Source organism: Mesorhizobium sp. 113-3-3, from assembly GCF_016756495.1.
Taxonomy (GTDB): Bacteria; Pseudomonadota; Alphaproteobacteria; order Rhizobiales; family Rhizobiaceae; genus Mesorhizobium.
The window spans coordinates 6,359,848-6,374,032 of sequence record NZ_AP023243.1; the positions used below are offsets into that span (position 1 = coordinate 6,359,848).

Consider the following 14,185-nt stretch of genomic DNA (forward strand, 5'->3'; position numbering starts at 1 on the left):
ACCGCAAACCCGAGGCAATTGCCTCGGGCGCAAGTCGTGTCCCGGTTGCACCGGCGGGAAAGACCGCCTAACAGAGGGCTGAAACCAACCTTAGGTACGAATTCCGCATGGCCCTCAAGCTTATCGCGCTCGACGACCAGGATCTGAGCATCGTTTCGGCCCATGTCCAGGATGCCGTGATGAAGGTGTCGGACCTCGAATTCCTGCCTGCGGCCAAGCGTTTCGTGCTGACCATGAACCGTTTCGTCTGGGAGGCGAAGTCGGGCCTGTTTCGCCAGCACAATGAGCGGCGCCAGGCCGTGCTGCATTTCGACCGGGTGCTGGGCGCCAAGACCAACGGCATTGCCCGCGACAAACCGGCCGAGGTGCTGTCCCTGCTGGCGATCAGCTTCATCGAGATCAGCAAGCCTGCCGGAATCGTCGAACTGATCTTTTCGGGCGGCGGCACCATCATGCTCGATGTCGAATGCATCGAGGCCCGCCTTGCCGACATAGGCGGCGCGTGGGAAGCCACGTCGCGACCCATCCACAAGGCTTGAGCGTCCCATGGCCATCACGCTTCGCCAGTCCGACGCCGATTTCGAGCAGCGCTTTGCCGCTTTCCTGACAACCAAGCGGGAAGTGTCCGAGGACGTCGACGCAGCGGTCCGCCAGATCATCGCGCGTGTGCGCGCCGAAGGTGACGCGGCGCTGATCGACTACACGCAGCGGTTCGACCGGGCCGATCTGACAAGCATCGGCATTGCCGTGTCGAAGCAGGACATTGCAGCCGCCTACGAGACGGCCGACCCAAAGGCGATCGAAGCGCTCGAATTCGCGCGCGATCGCATCCGCTCCCACCACAAGCGGCAGCGGCCGAAGGACGATCGCTACACGGATGCCGCCGGCGTCGAGCTCGGCTGGCGCTGGACGGCGATTGGAGCCGTCGGGCTCTACGTGCCGGGTGGCACGGCGAGCTATCCAAGCTCGGTGCTGATGAACGCCGTGCCGGCCAAGGTGGCCGGCGTCGAGCGCGTCGTCATGGTCGTGCCGGCACCGGGCGGCATTATCAATCCGCTGGTGCTGGTGGCGGCCGACATATCAGGCGTGACCGAGATCTACCGCGTCGGCGGCGCGCACGCGATCGCCGCCCTTGCCTATGGCACCGAGACCATAAAGCCGGTTGCCAAGATCGTCGGACCGGGCAATGCCTATGTCGCGGCGGCCAAGCGCCAGGTGTTCGGCACGGTCGGCATCGACATGATCGCCGGCCCCTCGGAAGTGCTTGTCGTGGCCGACGGCAGCAACAATGCGGACTGGATCGCCGCCGATCTGCTCGCCCAGGCCGAACACGACGTGTCGGCGCAATCGATCCTGATCACCGACGATCCGGCCTTCGGCCAGGCGGTCGAACAGGCGGTCGAACGGCAATTGCTGAGCCTGCCGCGCGGCGAGACGGCCGCGGCCAGCTGGCGCGATTTCGGCGCGGTGATCGAGGTTGCGACCATCGAGGCGGCGCTGCCGCTGGTCGACCGCATCGCCGCCGAACATGTCGAACTGGCCATCGACGATGCCGAAGGTTTCCTGTCGCGGATGCGCAATGCCGGCGCCGTCTTTCTCGGCCGCCACACGCCGGAAGCCATTGGCGACTATGTCGGCGGCTCCAACCACGTGTTGCCGACGGCACGCTCGGCGCGCTTCTCGTCAGGCCTGTCGGTGCTCGATTTCGTCAAGCGCACCTCGATCCTGAAACTCGGGCCGGAGCAATTGCGCCTGCTGGCGCCGGCGGCGATCACGCTCGCCAAGGCGGAAGGGCTCGATGCGCATGGCCGCTCCGTCGCTATCCGGCTGAACATGTAGGCCGGGATGACGGGCTCCGATCAAACCCGCGCAAAACTGATCGATGTCGAACTCGATGAATCGATCGGCCGTTCGACGCCCGATATCGAGCATGAGCGGGCGGTGGCGATCTTCGATTTGATCGAGGAGAACAGCTTTCAGCCCGTCAACGACGCCGGCGCCGGTCCCTACCGGCTGAAACTGTCGTTGGCCGAGCAGCGCCTGGTCTTCGCCGTGACGCGCGAGGACGGCACCGCGGTGGTCACCCACATCCTTTCGCTGACGCCGCTCAGGCGCATCGTCAAGGATTACTACATGATCTGCGAGAGCTATTACGACGCCATCCGCTCCTCGACGCCAAGCCATATCGAGGCCATAGACATGGGCCGGCGCGGTTTGCACAATGAAGGTTCGCAGACGCTGATGGACCGGCTCTCCGGCAAGATCGACATCGACTTCGACACGGCGCGCCGGCTGTTCACGCTGGTCTGCGTGCTGCACTGGCGGGGCTAGCCCTGGTACCCGGCGCCCTGCCCCGCTCGATCCTGTTCGTGTGCGGCATGAATGCCGTGCGCTCGCCGATGGCCGAGCAGCTGGCGCGCCGGATGCTGCCGGCCACCATTTTCGTCGCCTCGGCCGGCGTGCGCGCCGGCGAGCGGGACCCCTTCGTCGATGCCGTGCTGGCGGAGGAGGGCCTGTCGCTGGGCGAGCGTCACCCCAGGACGCTGGACGACCTCGAGGACGACTATTTCGACCTGATCGTCACGCTGGCGCCGGAGGCGCATCATGCCGCGCTGGAGCTCACCCGCTCGCTCGCCGTCGAGGTCGAATACTGGCCGACACAGGACCCGACCAATGCCGCCGGCACGCGCGAGCAGATCATGGCGGCCTATCGCGACGTGCGCGAGCGGCTGAAGTTGCGCATAAGCCGTCGTTTTTTGGCTTCAGAAGCAGAAAAAGCGACGGATTAAGCGTGTTCACAAGCGGACGATTATCATATAGGTTCCGCCGAAATTCCGGCTAGAGTCGGATGATTTCAGGTCTGTTCGACCTGAAATCTGAATCCGGCTCTAAACCAAGAAGTAGAGCATGATGTCGTCCGAAAGCCGCTCCACACTTTTCGGCATCATGCTCTAAGCGCTGGAACTGCCATCCAAGCAAAGGTATCGAATGCCGAAGGAAGAAGTCCTCGAGTTTCCGGGTGTCGTGACGGAATTGTTGCCGAACGCGATGTTCCGGGTGAAGCTCGAAAACGAACACGAGATCATCGCCCATACGGCCGGCCGCATGCGCAAGAACCGCATCCGCGTGCTGACCGGCGACAAGGTTCTGGTCGAGATGACGCCATACGACCTGACCAAGGGCCGCATCACCTACCGCTTCAAGTAAGATCGAGCCCGACTGGTCCGCGATGAGCATTTTGCAGAAGCTGGTGCTTGCCTCGGGTTCGCCGCGCCGCATCGAACTGTTGCAGCAGGCCGGCATCGAGCCGGACCGCATCCTGCCGGCTGATATCGACGAAACGCCGCTGCGTGCCGAGCATCCGCGCTCGCTGGCCAAGCGGCTGTCGAAGGAAAAGGCCGAGAAGGCGTTCGCGTCGCTGAAGACCGAGACGGATTATGCGCCAGGCTTCGTGCTGGCCGCCGACACCGTGGTCGCGGTCGGCCGGCGCATCCTGCCCAAAGCCGAGACGCTTGACGATGCCGCCAACTGCCTCGGGCTGCTGTCCGGCCGCTCGCACCGGGTCTATTCCGGCATCTGCCTGATCACGCCGGGCGGCAAGCTGCGCCAGCGGCTGGTCGAGACGCGGGTGCGTTTCAAGCGGCTGCCGCGCGAGGAAATCGAAGCCTATGTCGCCTCGGGCGAATGGCGCGGCAAGGCCGGCGGCTATGCCGTCCAGGGCCTCGCCGGCTCGTTCGTCGTCAAGCTCGTCGGCTCCTACACCAACATTGTCGGCCTGCCGCTCTATGAGACGGTGGCGTTGCTGTCGGGCGAGGGCTTCAAGATCCATCAGAATTGGCTGACCGCACGGCCATGAATTCCGACTCCAAAGTCACGCCGCTGCGCCCAAAGCGCCCCTGCCCCGAATGCGGCAAACCGTCGGCGCGCGACACGTTTCCGTTCTGCTCGACGCGCTGCAAGGACATCGACCTCAACCGCTGGCTGAAGGGCGCCTACGTCATCAAGGCCCGCGACGACGAGGAAGAACCCGACGCCGACGAGCCCAAGTAAGACTGAGATCGCCCGTCAGGCGGCCTCGGTCTTGCGGCTCACGCGCGCCCAGGCCGGCAGCCAGTCGCCGTGAGCGGCCAGGAGATCATCGACCAGTGACCAGATCTGGTCGAGGTCGAGTTCGGCCGCCGTGTGCGGATCCATCATTGCCGCATGGTAGATGTGCTCGCGGTTCTCGCTCATCAGCGCCCGCACCGTCAGTTCCTGGACATTGATGTTGGTGCGGATCAGCGCCGTCAATTGCGGCGGCAGGTCGCCTATATAGGTCGGCTGGATGCCGGAGGCATCCACCAGGCAGGGCACTTCGGCAGCGCAGTCGCGGGGCAGCGAGGTGATGCAGCCATTGTTGCGGACATTGCCGTAGATCACCGACGGCTCGCCGGTCCAGACCGAATTCATGATCGAAGAGGCATACTCCCTGGACTCCTCGACCTCGATGCGCTGGGCCGAGCGGTAGGCCTGGGCCTGGTCTTTCCAGCGCTCGATCTGCTCGATGCAGCGCTTGGGGTATTCGTCGAGCGGGATGCCGTATTTCTCGATCAGATCGGGGCGGCCCTCCTTGATGAAATAGGGCGTGTATTCGGCGAAATGCTCCGAGCTCTCGGTGACGAAATAGCCGAGCCTGGTCAACATCTCGTAGCGCACCTTGTTGGGGCAGCGCGGATTCCAGCCCGGCTTGGGCGCGCGGCCTTCGCGATAGGCACGCACGAGGTCGGGATAGAGGTCGCGGTAGGAGCCGTCGGGCTGGCGGTGCTCGAATTTCAGGTAGAAGGCCATGTGGTTGATGCCGGCCGACCGGTAGCGGATCTCGTCATAAGGCAGGGAGAGGTCGTGGGCGAGTTCCATCGCCGTGCCCTGCACCGAGTGACAGAGCCCGACCTGCTTGATGGTGGGATATTTCTCCGAAATCGCCCAGGTGTTGATCGCCATCGGATTGACGTATTGCAGCATGATCGCTTCGGGGCAGACGGCGAGCATGTCCTCGCAGATCTTCCACAGATGCGGCACGGTCCTCAGGCCGCGCATGATGCCGCCGACGCCGAGCGTGTCGGCGATCGTCTGGCGCAGGCCGTATTTCTTCGGCACTTCGAAATCGGTGACGGTGCAGGGCTCATAGCCGCCGATCTGGAAGGCGGCGACGACGAAATCGGCCCCGGCAAGTGCCTTGCGCTGGTCGGAATAGGTCTCGGCCTTTGCCTCCACGCCGAGCGTCGCGATCAGCTTGTTGACGACGATGGCGCTCTCTTCCAGCCGCTGCGGATTGATGTCCATGAGCGCGATCGTCGCGCCCGAGAGTGCCGGCCGCTGCAGCACGTCGCCGACGATGTTCTTCATGAACACGGTCGAGCCGGCGCCGATGAAAGTGATCCTGGGATGTCTTGCCACGTTAGCCTCCGGCATATGTTCAAGCCACTTCGAAAGCGGCTCGGACGAGCCGTTCGGTGTAGGCGGTCTTGGGATTGGTGAGGACCTCGTCGACGGGTCCCTGCTCGACGATCTTGCCGTGCTGCATGACGATGACGCGATGGCACAGCGCGCGCACCACTTTGAGATCGTGCGAGATAAAGAGGTAGCTGAGGCCGCGCTCGTCCTGCAGCTTGCGTAGCAAGTCGATGATCTGCGCCTGGACGGAGAGGTCGAGTGCGGATGTCGGCTCGTCGAGCAGGATGAATTCGGGCTCGAGCGCGATGGCGCGGGCGATCGCGACGCGCTGGCGCTGGCCGCCGGAGAACTCATGGGGAAAGCGCGACAGGATATCGCCCGGCATGCCGGCGCTGATCAGCGCCTCGCGCACCCGGTCGACCCGCTCGGCCCGCGTCGCCCCCAAGCTGTTTACGATCAGCCCTTCCTCGATGATCTGGCCGATCGTCATGCGCGGATTGAGCGAGGAGAACGGATCCTGGAAGACGATCTGCATGCGCGAGCGAAACGGCCGCATCTCGTTGCGCGACAGGCCGTGGATCGGCTGACCGTCGAAACGGATTTCGCCGCGCTTGGCGTCGGCCAGCTTGAGCAGGGCGAGACCGAAGGTGGTCTTGCCGGAACCGGACTCGCCGACCAGCCCCAGCGTCTCGTGGCGGCAAAGCCTGAGGCCGAGATCGTCGACGGCGACCAGTTCGCGCCAGTCCGGCTTCAGGAAACTGCCGTGGCGCAGCATGAAGCAGACGCGCACGTCATTCGCCTCGAGGATGGCGCCGCTGCCCCCAGGAAGCGGTTGCGGACGCCCGCGCGGCTCCGAGGCGAGCAGGCGCTGCGTGTAGGGATGCTGCGGGTTTGCAAACAGCCGCTCGGTGACGTTGTGCTCGCACATCGCGCCGTGCTGCATGACATAGACGTAGTCGGAGAATTTGCGCACCACGGTGAGATCGTGGGTGATCAGGATCACCGCCATCCGCAACTCTTTCTGCAGATTGCGGATCAGGTTGAGAATCTGCGCCTGGACCGTGACGTCGAGCGCGGTGGTCGGCTCGTCGGCGATCAACACGTCAGGATTGTTGGCCAGCGCCATGGCGATCATCACGCGCTGGCGCTGCCCGCCCGAAAGCTGGTGCGGATATTGCTTGAGCCGCGCTTCCGGCTCGGGGATCTGGACGTGCCGCAGCAATTCGAGCGCGCGCGCCCAGGCTTGCCGGCGGCCCACCTTGCGGTGCACCCGGATCGCCTCGACGATCTGGCTGCCGACCGTATAGATCGGGTTGAGCGAACTCATCGGCTCCTGGAAGATCATCGAGATGCGGTTGCCGCGCAGCTTGCGACGTTCGCTCTCGGGGAATTTCAGGATGTTCTGGCCGTCGTAACAGATGCTCGATCTCGGCGACACGGTGGCGCGCCGCGACAGCAGTCCCATGACGGCGCGCGCCGTCACCGACTTGCCTGAACCGGACTCGCCGACGATGGCAATCGTCTCGCCGCGATAGAGCTGGAATGAGACATCCTTGACGGCGTCGACGACGCCATGTTCGACCTTGAAGGCGACCTCGATGTTGCGGGCATCGATGATCGGCTGGTCCTGGCGCCCGTCATGGTCATGACGAACGACGGGCGCAAAGGGCTGGGCGAGTACGACGGTCATCCCGGCCACCTCAATACGGATCGACGGCGTCGCGCAGCCCGTCGCCCAACGCGTTGAAAGCAAAGACGGTGGCGAGCACGAAACCGACCGGCGACAGGATCCAGGGATAGGTGCCGATGACGGAATAGGTCGCGGTATCCTGCAGCATCAGGCCCCACGAGATCAGCGGCGGCTTGACCGCAAAGCCGAGGAAGCCGAGGAAGCATTCGAGCAGCACCACCGTCGGGATGGCCAAGGTGACGGCGACGATCACGTGGCTCATCACGTTGGGCAAGATGTGCTGCAGGATGATGCGCCGGTCGGTGGCGCCGACCGCCATGGCGGCGCGCACATACTCGATGCGCGCCAGCGCCAGCGTCTTGCCGCGCACCTCGCGCGACATCTGCGCCCAGCCCAGGGCCGACATGACGATGATGACAAAGGCGAGGAAGACGTTGGTCGGCGCGGTGACCGGGATCAGCGTCGTGAGCGCCAGATAGAGCGGCAGCTGCGGGAAGGCGAGCACCAGTTCGACGAAACGCTGCATCCAGACGTCGAACCGGCCGCCGAAATAGCCGGAAACCATGCCGACGGTGGTGCCAATGACGGTTATGATGAAGACGACGGTCAGCGCGATCATCAGGGAGACGCGCGAGCCGTGGATGGCGCGCGACAGCACATCACGGCCGAACTTGTCGGTGCCCAGGAAATGCACCGGCTGGCCGTCCGTCGAGGCGAAGAAATGCCGGTCCGCCGGGATCAGCCCGAAGAGCTTGTAGGGCGCGCCCTCGACAAAGAAGCCAAGCAGCCTCGGATGGTCGTAGTCGGGGCCGACGACGGGCTGGAAGGTGACCGGATCGAGGTCGGCCGAATCGGCCAATGCATAGACCCGCGGCCGAGCGGTGAAGTTGCCGTCCTTGTCGTGGAAGGAAGGCAGCTGCGGCGGGGCGAAGCCGACATCGGTCGCCTTCGGGTCCATCGGCGCCAGGAATTCGGCGAACACGGCCATGACCAGGAGCAGCACGACGAGCCAAAGCCCGGCCATTCCGGTCCAGGAGCGCTTCAGCCGGCGCCAGACGAGCGCGAGATAGCTCTCATTGCCGCGCGCCGGTTTGGCGACGATGGGTGTGTCGGCCGGCAGCGGTGGGGGTGACGGATCGCGGGCCAGCATCTAGCTCTCTCCGTATTGGCGGATGCGCGGGTCGAGCAGGACGAGCAGCATGTCGGCGATGATGTTGCCGACGATCAGTGTCGCCGCCAGCACCATCATGAAGGTTGCGGTGACATAGACATCGCCGACCGCCATCGAGCCGACAACCGCCGGGCCGACGGTCGGCAGCGCGAAGATGATCGCCGTCTCGATCTCGCCGGTGAGCATGTAAGGCAGCACCACGCCTTGGTACATGACGAGCGGATGCAGCGCATTTGGCACGGCGTGACGCATGACGACGGCGCTGCCGGTCAGGCCCTTGGCTCTCGCGGTCTCGACATATTGCGCGTTGAGCGTATCCAGCAGATTGCCGCGCATGACGCGCATATTGTAGGCGAGCCCGCCGAAAGTGGCGATCGCCACCACCGGCCAGACATGCTTGACGAGGTCGGCGAACTTCGCCCACGACCATGGCGCACCGCCATATTGCGGCGAGAAGAACGAGCCGATTTCCGAGACGTTGAACTGGAAGACCAGCAGATAGACGATGATCAGCGCCATCAGGAAACGCGGCACGGTCATGCCGAGGAAGGAGATGGCCGACAGTGTCGAGTCGATCCAGGTGTACTGCCTTGTCGCCGCCCATATGCCGAAGGTGATGCCCAGCACCGAAGCGAGCAAATGGCAGACCAGCGCCAGGAGCAGCGTCCGCGGCAAGCGCTCGCCGACCACATCGGCCACCGGCTTGTTGTAATAGAGGCTGTAGCCGAAATCGCCGCGGGTGACGATGCCGCCGATCCAGTTGAGATACTGGACGGGCAGCGGCTTATCGAGGCCGTGTTCGACGCGGTAGGCCTGGGCCTGCGCATCGGCCTCGGCGAAGGAGGCGCCGCCCTGGTTGATCAACTGCGAGCGGATGTAGTCGGCATAGTCACCAGGCGGCGCCTGGATGATGGCGAAGGTGACGAGGCTCAGGATCGCGAGGACCGGTATCGCCGACGCTATGCGCATAGCCAAGAATCGCAGCATGGACGGTCGGCTTCCTCATTTCGCCCGACGCCCCGTTGAGGGCCGTTCGGAGGGTTGGTCTGTCCCGGCCGCGCCAGCGGCGCGGCCGGGTCTCTCTTGGTCAGGGGAGGTAAACTTACATCGGGCCCTTGTCTCCGGGTTTGCCGGGAAGCTCTTGCGGGAACAATTCGTATTTCGCCTGCTTGTCGGCCGCGACGAAGACCCGTTCGCGCACGATCGAATCCTCGGCCCAGTTGAACATGAAGATCGGCGTGCCCTGCGGAATGTTCGAGAAGCGCTTGTTGACGATCAGCGCGCCGGGATATTCCGTCAGGCCGACATTGTAGACATGTTCGGTGGAGATCTTCTGGAACTCCTTCATCAGGCTGGCGCGTTTGTCGTTGTCCTCCGACGCGACGAACTTGTTGACGATATCGACCAGGTCCTTTTCGAAAGGCATCAGGTCGACCTCGCCGCTTTCAGGCGCGCGGTGGTTCCAGCTGGTCTTCGGGCCGACGGGCGCGAGCTGCTCGGTGTTCTGCACGACCGAGGTCAGTTCCTGGTCGTTGCGCCGGATCAGCCAGTCGAAGCGGCCCGAATATTGCGAGGCATCGCGCTGGGTGCCGTTGAGGCCCTTGAGCACGACCCGAAGCCCGAGCTTCTCCATCTGGGCGACGACGCCTTCGGCAAGGCTCTTGTCGGTGCCGTAGTCGTTGTTGACCAGCATGACGATCTCGACGTTCTTGCCGCCGGCGGTGCCGGCCGGGAAGTTCACGAAGCCGTCGCCGTCGGTATCCTTGAGGCCGGCCTTTGCGAGTTCAGCCTTGGCGCCCGCGAGGTCGAACGGATAGTAGACGGTCGACTTGCGGTCATAGAAGCTGGTGCCCGAGGAGAAACCGCCGGGATAGATGGCGGTGAACGGCCCCTTGACCAGGGAGTCGCCCAGCGCCTTGCGGTCCAGCGCCATGGTGACGGCCTTGCGGAAATCCTCGTTGCGGTTCAGTTCGCGGACGGCCTGGCTGCGCTCGTCCGGATTGCCCCAGCCATTGGCGGAGAAATTCATGCGCAGATTGTAGCCGATGAGGCGTGGACCGAAGGCGAGCCGTGCCGGCGCGTTCGCTTCAGCGGCGCGCTTCAGCGAGGCGACGAAGTTTTCCGGCTGCTCGAGGTTGGAGAAGTCACCGGAGCCGGCAACCGCCTGGACGTCGCGGTCGGCCCAGGTCGACAGCTTGTACTGCAGCTCGTTGAGGTAAGGCAGCTGATTGCCCTTCTCGTCGACCTTCCAATAGTAGGGATTGCGGCGCATCACGATGATGTCGTCCGGCCGGTATTCGACCGGTACCCAGGCGCCCATCACCGGCATGTTCATATATTCCGGCGGGAAGGCGTTCTTGAACTGGTCGTAGGTGTTCTTCGAGTATTTGGGATGCTGCGGTTTCAATATGTGCGCCGGGCCGGGGCAGAACGTGCCGTAGGCCATGGCGTAGAGATACTGTTTCGGGAAGGCGTCCTTGAAGGTCCACTCGACGGTGTAGTCGTCGATCTTCTTCAGCGTCGTGCCGACGCCGAAGGTTTCCGGTGTGGCGCCATTGAGCGGCGAGACGTTCGGGTCGACCACCTCGTCATCCCAGTAGAACATGACGTCGTCGGCGTTGAAGGCCACGCCATCGGACCATTTTGCGCCTTCGACAAGATGCATGGTCAGCTTGTGACCGTCCTTCGACCAGTCCCAGCTTTTGGCGAGGTTCGGCAGCGGCTCGGTGTCCTTGGCCTCGACCTGGAACAGCGGCGCCGTGCGCGTCAGGCATTCGGAGAGGCCGATATCGATGCCGCCCCAGCCTTGCGTCTGGCCGGCGCCATAATTCCAGCCCTCGGGACGGCCGCCGATGACATGGCGCATGGTGTCGCCATAGACGCCGACACCGTCAGGCATGTTGGCCGTCTTGAAGACCAGCGGCTCCTTCGGCAACCTGTCCTTCACCGGCGGCAGCTTGCCGGTCTTGACGTATTTTTCAGTCACCCAATCCGGCTCGTGATATTCGGGCAGGGCCTTGAACTCCAGGATGGAGTCACGCGCCACGTATTTGATCTTGCCCTCGGCCGGAAAGGTCGCCGGCACCGGCGGGACTGTCGGCTCTGAAGCGAAAGCGTTGAGTGCCGGAACAGAGACGCTCAGCGCCAGTCCGGCGGCAATGCCAATGCTGCGTAGGTTTCTCATAATCTCCTCCCTCATGTTCAGACGTTTTCTGCTGCTCGTCTTCTGCCCGGAATGCTGACTGCGGTGGACCTGCCTCCCGTGGATCCGCCGCACCCGGGCTTTTCAACCGGCTTGTTTCAGCGCGGCTTTCTCGGCGCGCAATTCCTCGATCGAACGCACGTTTCGCCGTGCGGCGCCCGCCCATTCGCGGGTCTTGACCGCGGATTTCGACAGCCGCTCCCTGGCGGCAGGAACCGCATGCGCATATTGCGGCAGCCATTGAGCCTGGGCGACGACCATTTCGTCCACCATCTGCCAGACTTCCTCCGGCGTCGACACCGCACCGACCAGCGGGTCATGCAGCACGGCCAGTTTCAAGAGATCGATGTCGCCCGATACCGCGGCATGGACCGACATGCGCTGGACGTTGATCGAGGCCATGCAGGTGGCCGCGCAGGCTTCCGGCAGCGTGATGCCGGCAGCCATGTTGATGCCGAAACGGTCGACAAAGCCGGGCGATTCGATGATGGCGTCCTGCGGCAAATTGGTGATCACGCCATTGTTCCTGACGTTGAAGTGGCCGCGATAGACGCGGTTGGTCTCCAGCGCCTCGAGAATATGACTGGCATGTTCGTTGGAGCGATTGGCCGGATCGATCGGTTTCGACGCCGCGTCGAGGAATTGCGGATATTCCGTCTCGAACCAGTTGCGGGTTTCGGTGGAGTAGCGGAGATAGCCGCCGGTCTCGCCATGGATCCAGTCAGACATATCGATCCAGCGGGTGATCTCGTCTGGCCGCTTGCGGTACCAGGGCAGATATTCGGAGAGATGACCGTTGCTCTCGGTCGAATAGACGCCGAAGCGCTTCAAGACATCGATGCGCAGCTTTTCCTGCTGGGAATAGACCGGATGCGCCTCGAAGGCCGCAACCAGTTCATCCTTGCCGATCTTGCGGCCGTTCAGCCGCAGATCGATGAACCAGGTCTGGTGGTTGATGCCGGAACAGACATAATCGAGCTCGTGCCTGGACTTCGCACCCAGCACCTCGGCGATCTGCTCGGCGCCGTGCTGGACGCCGTGGCAGAGGCCGACCGTGTCGACCTTGCCATACTCGATCGCCGCCCAGGTGTTCATGGCCATAGGGTTGGCGTAGTTGAGGAATTTGGCCCCCGTCGCGGCGACCTCGCGTATGTCCTTGCAGAAGTCGAGGATCACCGGGATGTTGCGCTGGCCATAGAGGATGCCGCCGGCGCAGATCGTATCGCCGACGCACTGGTCGATGCCATATTTCAGCGGAATACGGATGTCGTCGGCGTAGGCCTCCAGGCCGCCGACCCGCACGCAGCTGATGATATAGCGCGCGCCTTCGAGCGCCTTGCGGCGATCGGTTGTCGCCGTCACCCGGGTTGGCAACCCGTTCGCCTCGACGACCTTGTCGAGGATAGCCTTGATCATCCCGAGATTGTGCTCGCTGAGGTCGGTCAGCGCGAATTCGATATCCCTGAATTCGGGTACGCACAGGATGTCGGTGAACAGTTTCTTGGTGAATCCGACGCTGCCGGCGCCGATGATAGCGATTTTGAAACTCATCAGCTGCACCTCATCCTATTCCAATGACAGGTCGGGAATGACAGGGATGGGTTGCAGCCGCATGCCGTGGCATGTGTGCACGACAAGCCGGATTCCGGCCTGCCACCTCCCTGTCCGCTCCTCGCCTGCGGATCTCTCTCGCTTTTCGAGGGGGAGTATGCCCTTATTCACGAGCGCGACCAGAGAAGGATTATGCTTTCAAGGGTAATTTTGTGCTACGAGATTTGATCGCCAACGGACAGTCGATGCGCACGATCTCGCTGCCGCGCGGCCGGCAGCGCCTGCATGCCATGCCGACAAGCACCGGCTACGAGGTGCGCGAGGACGAGATCTATGACTGGGACGGGCGCAGGCGCGGCCAGACGCCGTTCACCGTGCTCCAGCACACCATCAGCGGCACCGGCCGGCTGCGCTACGAGAACCGCAACTACCGCCTGCAAGAGAATGACACGCTGCTGGTGCTGGTGCCGCACAACCACCGCTACTGGCTGGCGAGCGACGAGCGCTGGGAATATTTCTGGATCTCGATGAACGGCGAGGAGGCGCTGCGCATCCACAAGTCGATCCTCAGCATCTCCGGTCCGGTGTTCCGGCTGCAGCCGGCGACAATCGATCATCTTGCCGATTGCAGCCTGCGCCTCATCAAGGGGGCGGCCTCACCGGGTGCCGCGTCCGCTATCGCCTACGAGGCGGCGATGGCGCTCTACGACGATGTCTTCGGCTCGCATGCCTTTGCAGAGAAACTCAGCGCCATGCAGCCGGTCATCGATCATATCAACGCCAATCTCGACAAGCCGCTGCCGGTTGCGGACCTCGTCCAGATCAGTGGCCTCAGCCGGGCCCATTTCTCGCGCTGCTTCGCGGAGAGCGAAGGTCTGCCGCCCGCCGAGTTCGTGCTGCAGCAGCGCCTGCAGCGGGCGGCGAAGCTGTTGACCAAGGCGGACTTCCTGCCGGTGAAGGAAGTCGCCATCCTGTGCGGCTTCGAGGATGCGAACTATTTTTCGAAGGTCTTTCGCCGCCTCTACGGCACCACGCCCAGCCAGTTCCGTACCACCGGCATGTATGCCAGTCTGCGAACCCCGACCAGGGGCGGCGTCAGGGTGTCTGATAACGAGACCTGACGCCGCTTCGGGCCTGC

General features: G+C 63.6%; 14 protein-coding genes. 8 read left to right on the forward strand and 6 right to left on the reverse strand.

From position 1 onward, the window contains the following. Positions 1-107 precede the first annotated feature (107 nt). The 7 genes from JG746_RS30760 (at position 108) to yacG (ending at position 4,050) form a co-directional block, all read left to right on the forward strand. Entirely contained in the window at positions 108-539 is a 432-nt protein-coding gene (locus JG746_RS30760) for a DUF2948 family protein (RefSeq protein WP_019860404.1), read from the forward strand. A gap of 7 nt (positions 540-546) precedes the next feature. Next, the gene (hisD, locus tag JG746_RS30765; RefSeq protein WP_202356154.1) at positions 547-1,839 is read left to right on the forward strand and encodes a histidinol dehydrogenase; all 1,293 of its coding nucleotides are present in this window, start codon (positions 547-549) and stop codon (positions 1,837-1,839) included. Between the two features lie 6 nt (positions 1,840-1,845). Then, a complete protein-coding gene (locus JG746_RS30770; protein WP_202356155.1) occupies positions 1,846-2,331 on the forward strand; it encodes a UPF0262 family protein in 486 nt (161 codons plus the stop codon). Next, positions 2,319-2,789 (forward strand): arsenate-mycothiol transferase ArsC, encoded by a 471-nt coding sequence (locus tag JG746_RS30775; protein WP_202359543.1) that lies wholly within the window; start codon positions 2,319-2,321, stop codon positions 2,787-2,789. The genes JG746_RS30770 and JG746_RS30775 overlap by 13 nt, the downstream gene beginning before the upstream one ends. A 199-nt stretch (positions 2,790-2,988) precedes the next feature. Then, entirely contained in the window at positions 2,989-3,207 is a 219-nt protein-coding gene (gene infA, locus JG746_RS30780; protein WP_006200926.1) for a translation initiation factor IF-1, read from the forward strand. Between the two features lie 22 nt (positions 3,208-3,229). Further along, positions 3,230-3,856, forward strand: a complete 627-nt coding sequence (locus JG746_RS30785) for a Maf-like protein (RefSeq protein ID WP_202356156.1) — start codon at positions 3,230-3,232, stop codon at positions 3,854-3,856. After that, entirely contained in the window at positions 3,853-4,050 is a 198-nt protein-coding gene (yacG, locus tag JG746_RS30790; RefSeq protein ID WP_140775268.1) for a DNA gyrase inhibitor YacG, read from the forward strand. The genes JG746_RS30785 and yacG overlap by 4 nt, the downstream gene beginning before the upstream one ends. Positions 4,051-4,065: 15 nt before the next feature. Here yacG and melA (JG746_RS30795) read toward each other — a convergent pair whose 3' ends face one another. From melA (JG746_RS30795) to melA (JG746_RS30820), 6 genes are all read right to left on the reverse strand, one after another. Beyond that, positions 4,066-5,436: an alpha-glucosidase/alpha-galactosidase gene (melA, locus tag JG746_RS30795; RefSeq protein ID WP_202356157.1), complete on the reverse strand. Its 1,371-nt coding sequence runs from the start codon at positions 5,434-5,436 to the stop codon at positions 4,066-4,068. Positions 5,437-5,455: 19 nt separating this feature from the next. Continuing rightward, a complete protein-coding gene (locus tag JG746_RS30800; RefSeq protein WP_202356158.1) occupies positions 5,456-7,123 on the reverse strand; it encodes an ABC transporter ATP-binding protein in 1,668 nt (555 codons plus the stop codon). A 10-nt stretch (positions 7,124-7,133) separates the two neighbouring features. Continuing rightward, the gene (locus JG746_RS30805; RefSeq protein ID WP_202356159.1) at positions 7,134-8,273 is read right to left on the reverse strand and encodes an ABC transporter permease; all 1,140 of its coding nucleotides are present in this window, start codon (positions 8,271-8,273) and stop codon (positions 7,134-7,136) included. Continuing rightward, positions 8,274-9,281, reverse strand: coding sequence for an ABC transporter permease (locus JG746_RS30810; RefSeq protein ID WP_202356160.1), 1,008 nt, complete (start codon positions 9,279-9,281; stop codon positions 8,274-8,276). Positions 9,282-9,396: 115 nt separating this feature from the next. Further along, complete coding sequence (locus JG746_RS30815) at positions 9,397-11,478, reverse strand: ABC transporter substrate-binding protein (RefSeq protein ID WP_202356161.1); 2,082 nt, start codon at positions 11,476-11,478, stop codon at positions 9,397-9,399. Positions 11,479-11,580: 102 nt separating this feature from the next. Then, entirely contained in the window at positions 11,581-13,047 is a 1,467-nt protein-coding gene (gene melA, locus JG746_RS30820; protein ID WP_202356162.1) for an alpha-glucosidase/alpha-galactosidase, read from the reverse strand. Between the two features lie 71 nt (positions 13,048-13,118). On the opposite strand from melA (JG746_RS30820), the gene JG746_RS30825 reads away from it, so the two are divergent. Then, positions 13,119-14,168: an AraC family transcriptional regulator gene (locus JG746_RS30825; protein ID WP_202356163.1), complete on the forward strand. Its 1,050-nt coding sequence runs from the start codon at positions 13,119-13,121 to the stop codon at positions 14,166-14,168. Positions 14,169-14,185: the final 17 nt, after the last annotated feature.

What these genes read in the sequence shown, in the direction of transcription:
- hisD (WP_202356154.1), top strand. Translation starts at nt 547, where the DNA reads ATGGCCATCACGCTTCGCCAGTCCGACGCCGATTTCGAGCAGCGCTTT.
- infA (WP_006200926.1), top strand. Translation starts at nt 2,989, where the DNA reads ATGCCGAAGGAAGAAGTCCTCGAGTTTCCGGGTGTCGTGACGGAATTG.
- JG746_RS30800 (WP_202356158.1), bottom strand. Translation starts at nt 7,123, where the DNA reads ATGACCGTCGTACTCGCCCAGCCCTTTGCGCCCGTCGTTCGTCATGAC.
- JG746_RS30785 (WP_202356156.1), top strand. Translation starts at nt 3,230, where the DNA reads ATGAGCATTTTGCAGAAGCTGGTGCTTGCCTCGGGTTCGCCGCGCCGC.
- JG746_RS30760 (WP_019860404.1), top strand. Translation starts at nt 108, where the DNA reads ATGGCCCTCAAGCTTATCGCGCTCGACGACCAGGATCTGAGCATCGTT.
- JG746_RS30805 (WP_202356159.1), bottom strand. Translation starts at nt 8,273, where the DNA reads ATGCTGGCCCGCGATCCGTCACCCCCACCGCTGCCGGCCGACACACCC.
- JG746_RS30810 (WP_202356160.1), bottom strand. Translation starts at nt 9,281, where the DNA reads ATGCTGCGATTCTTGGCTATGCGCATAGCGTCGGCGATACCGGTCCTC.
- JG746_RS30825 (WP_202356163.1), top strand. Translation starts at nt 13,119, where the DNA reads ATGTGTGCACGACAAGCCGGATTCCGGCCTGCCACCTCCCTGTCCGCT.
- JG746_RS30815 (WP_202356161.1), bottom strand. Translation starts at nt 11,478, where the DNA reads ATGAGAAACCTACGCAGCATTGGCATTGCCGCCGGACTGGCGCTGAGC.
- melA (WP_202356162.1), bottom strand. Translation starts at nt 13,047, where the DNA reads ATGAGTTTCAAAATCGCTATCATCGGCGCCGGCAGCGTCGGATTCACC.
- JG746_RS30770 (WP_202356155.1), top strand. Translation starts at nt 1,846, where the DNA reads ATGACGGGCTCCGATCAAACCCGCGCAAAACTGATCGATGTCGAACTC.
- yacG (WP_140775268.1), top strand. Translation starts at nt 3,853, where the DNA reads ATGAATTCCGACTCCAAAGTCACGCCGCTGCGCCCAAAGCGCCCCTGC.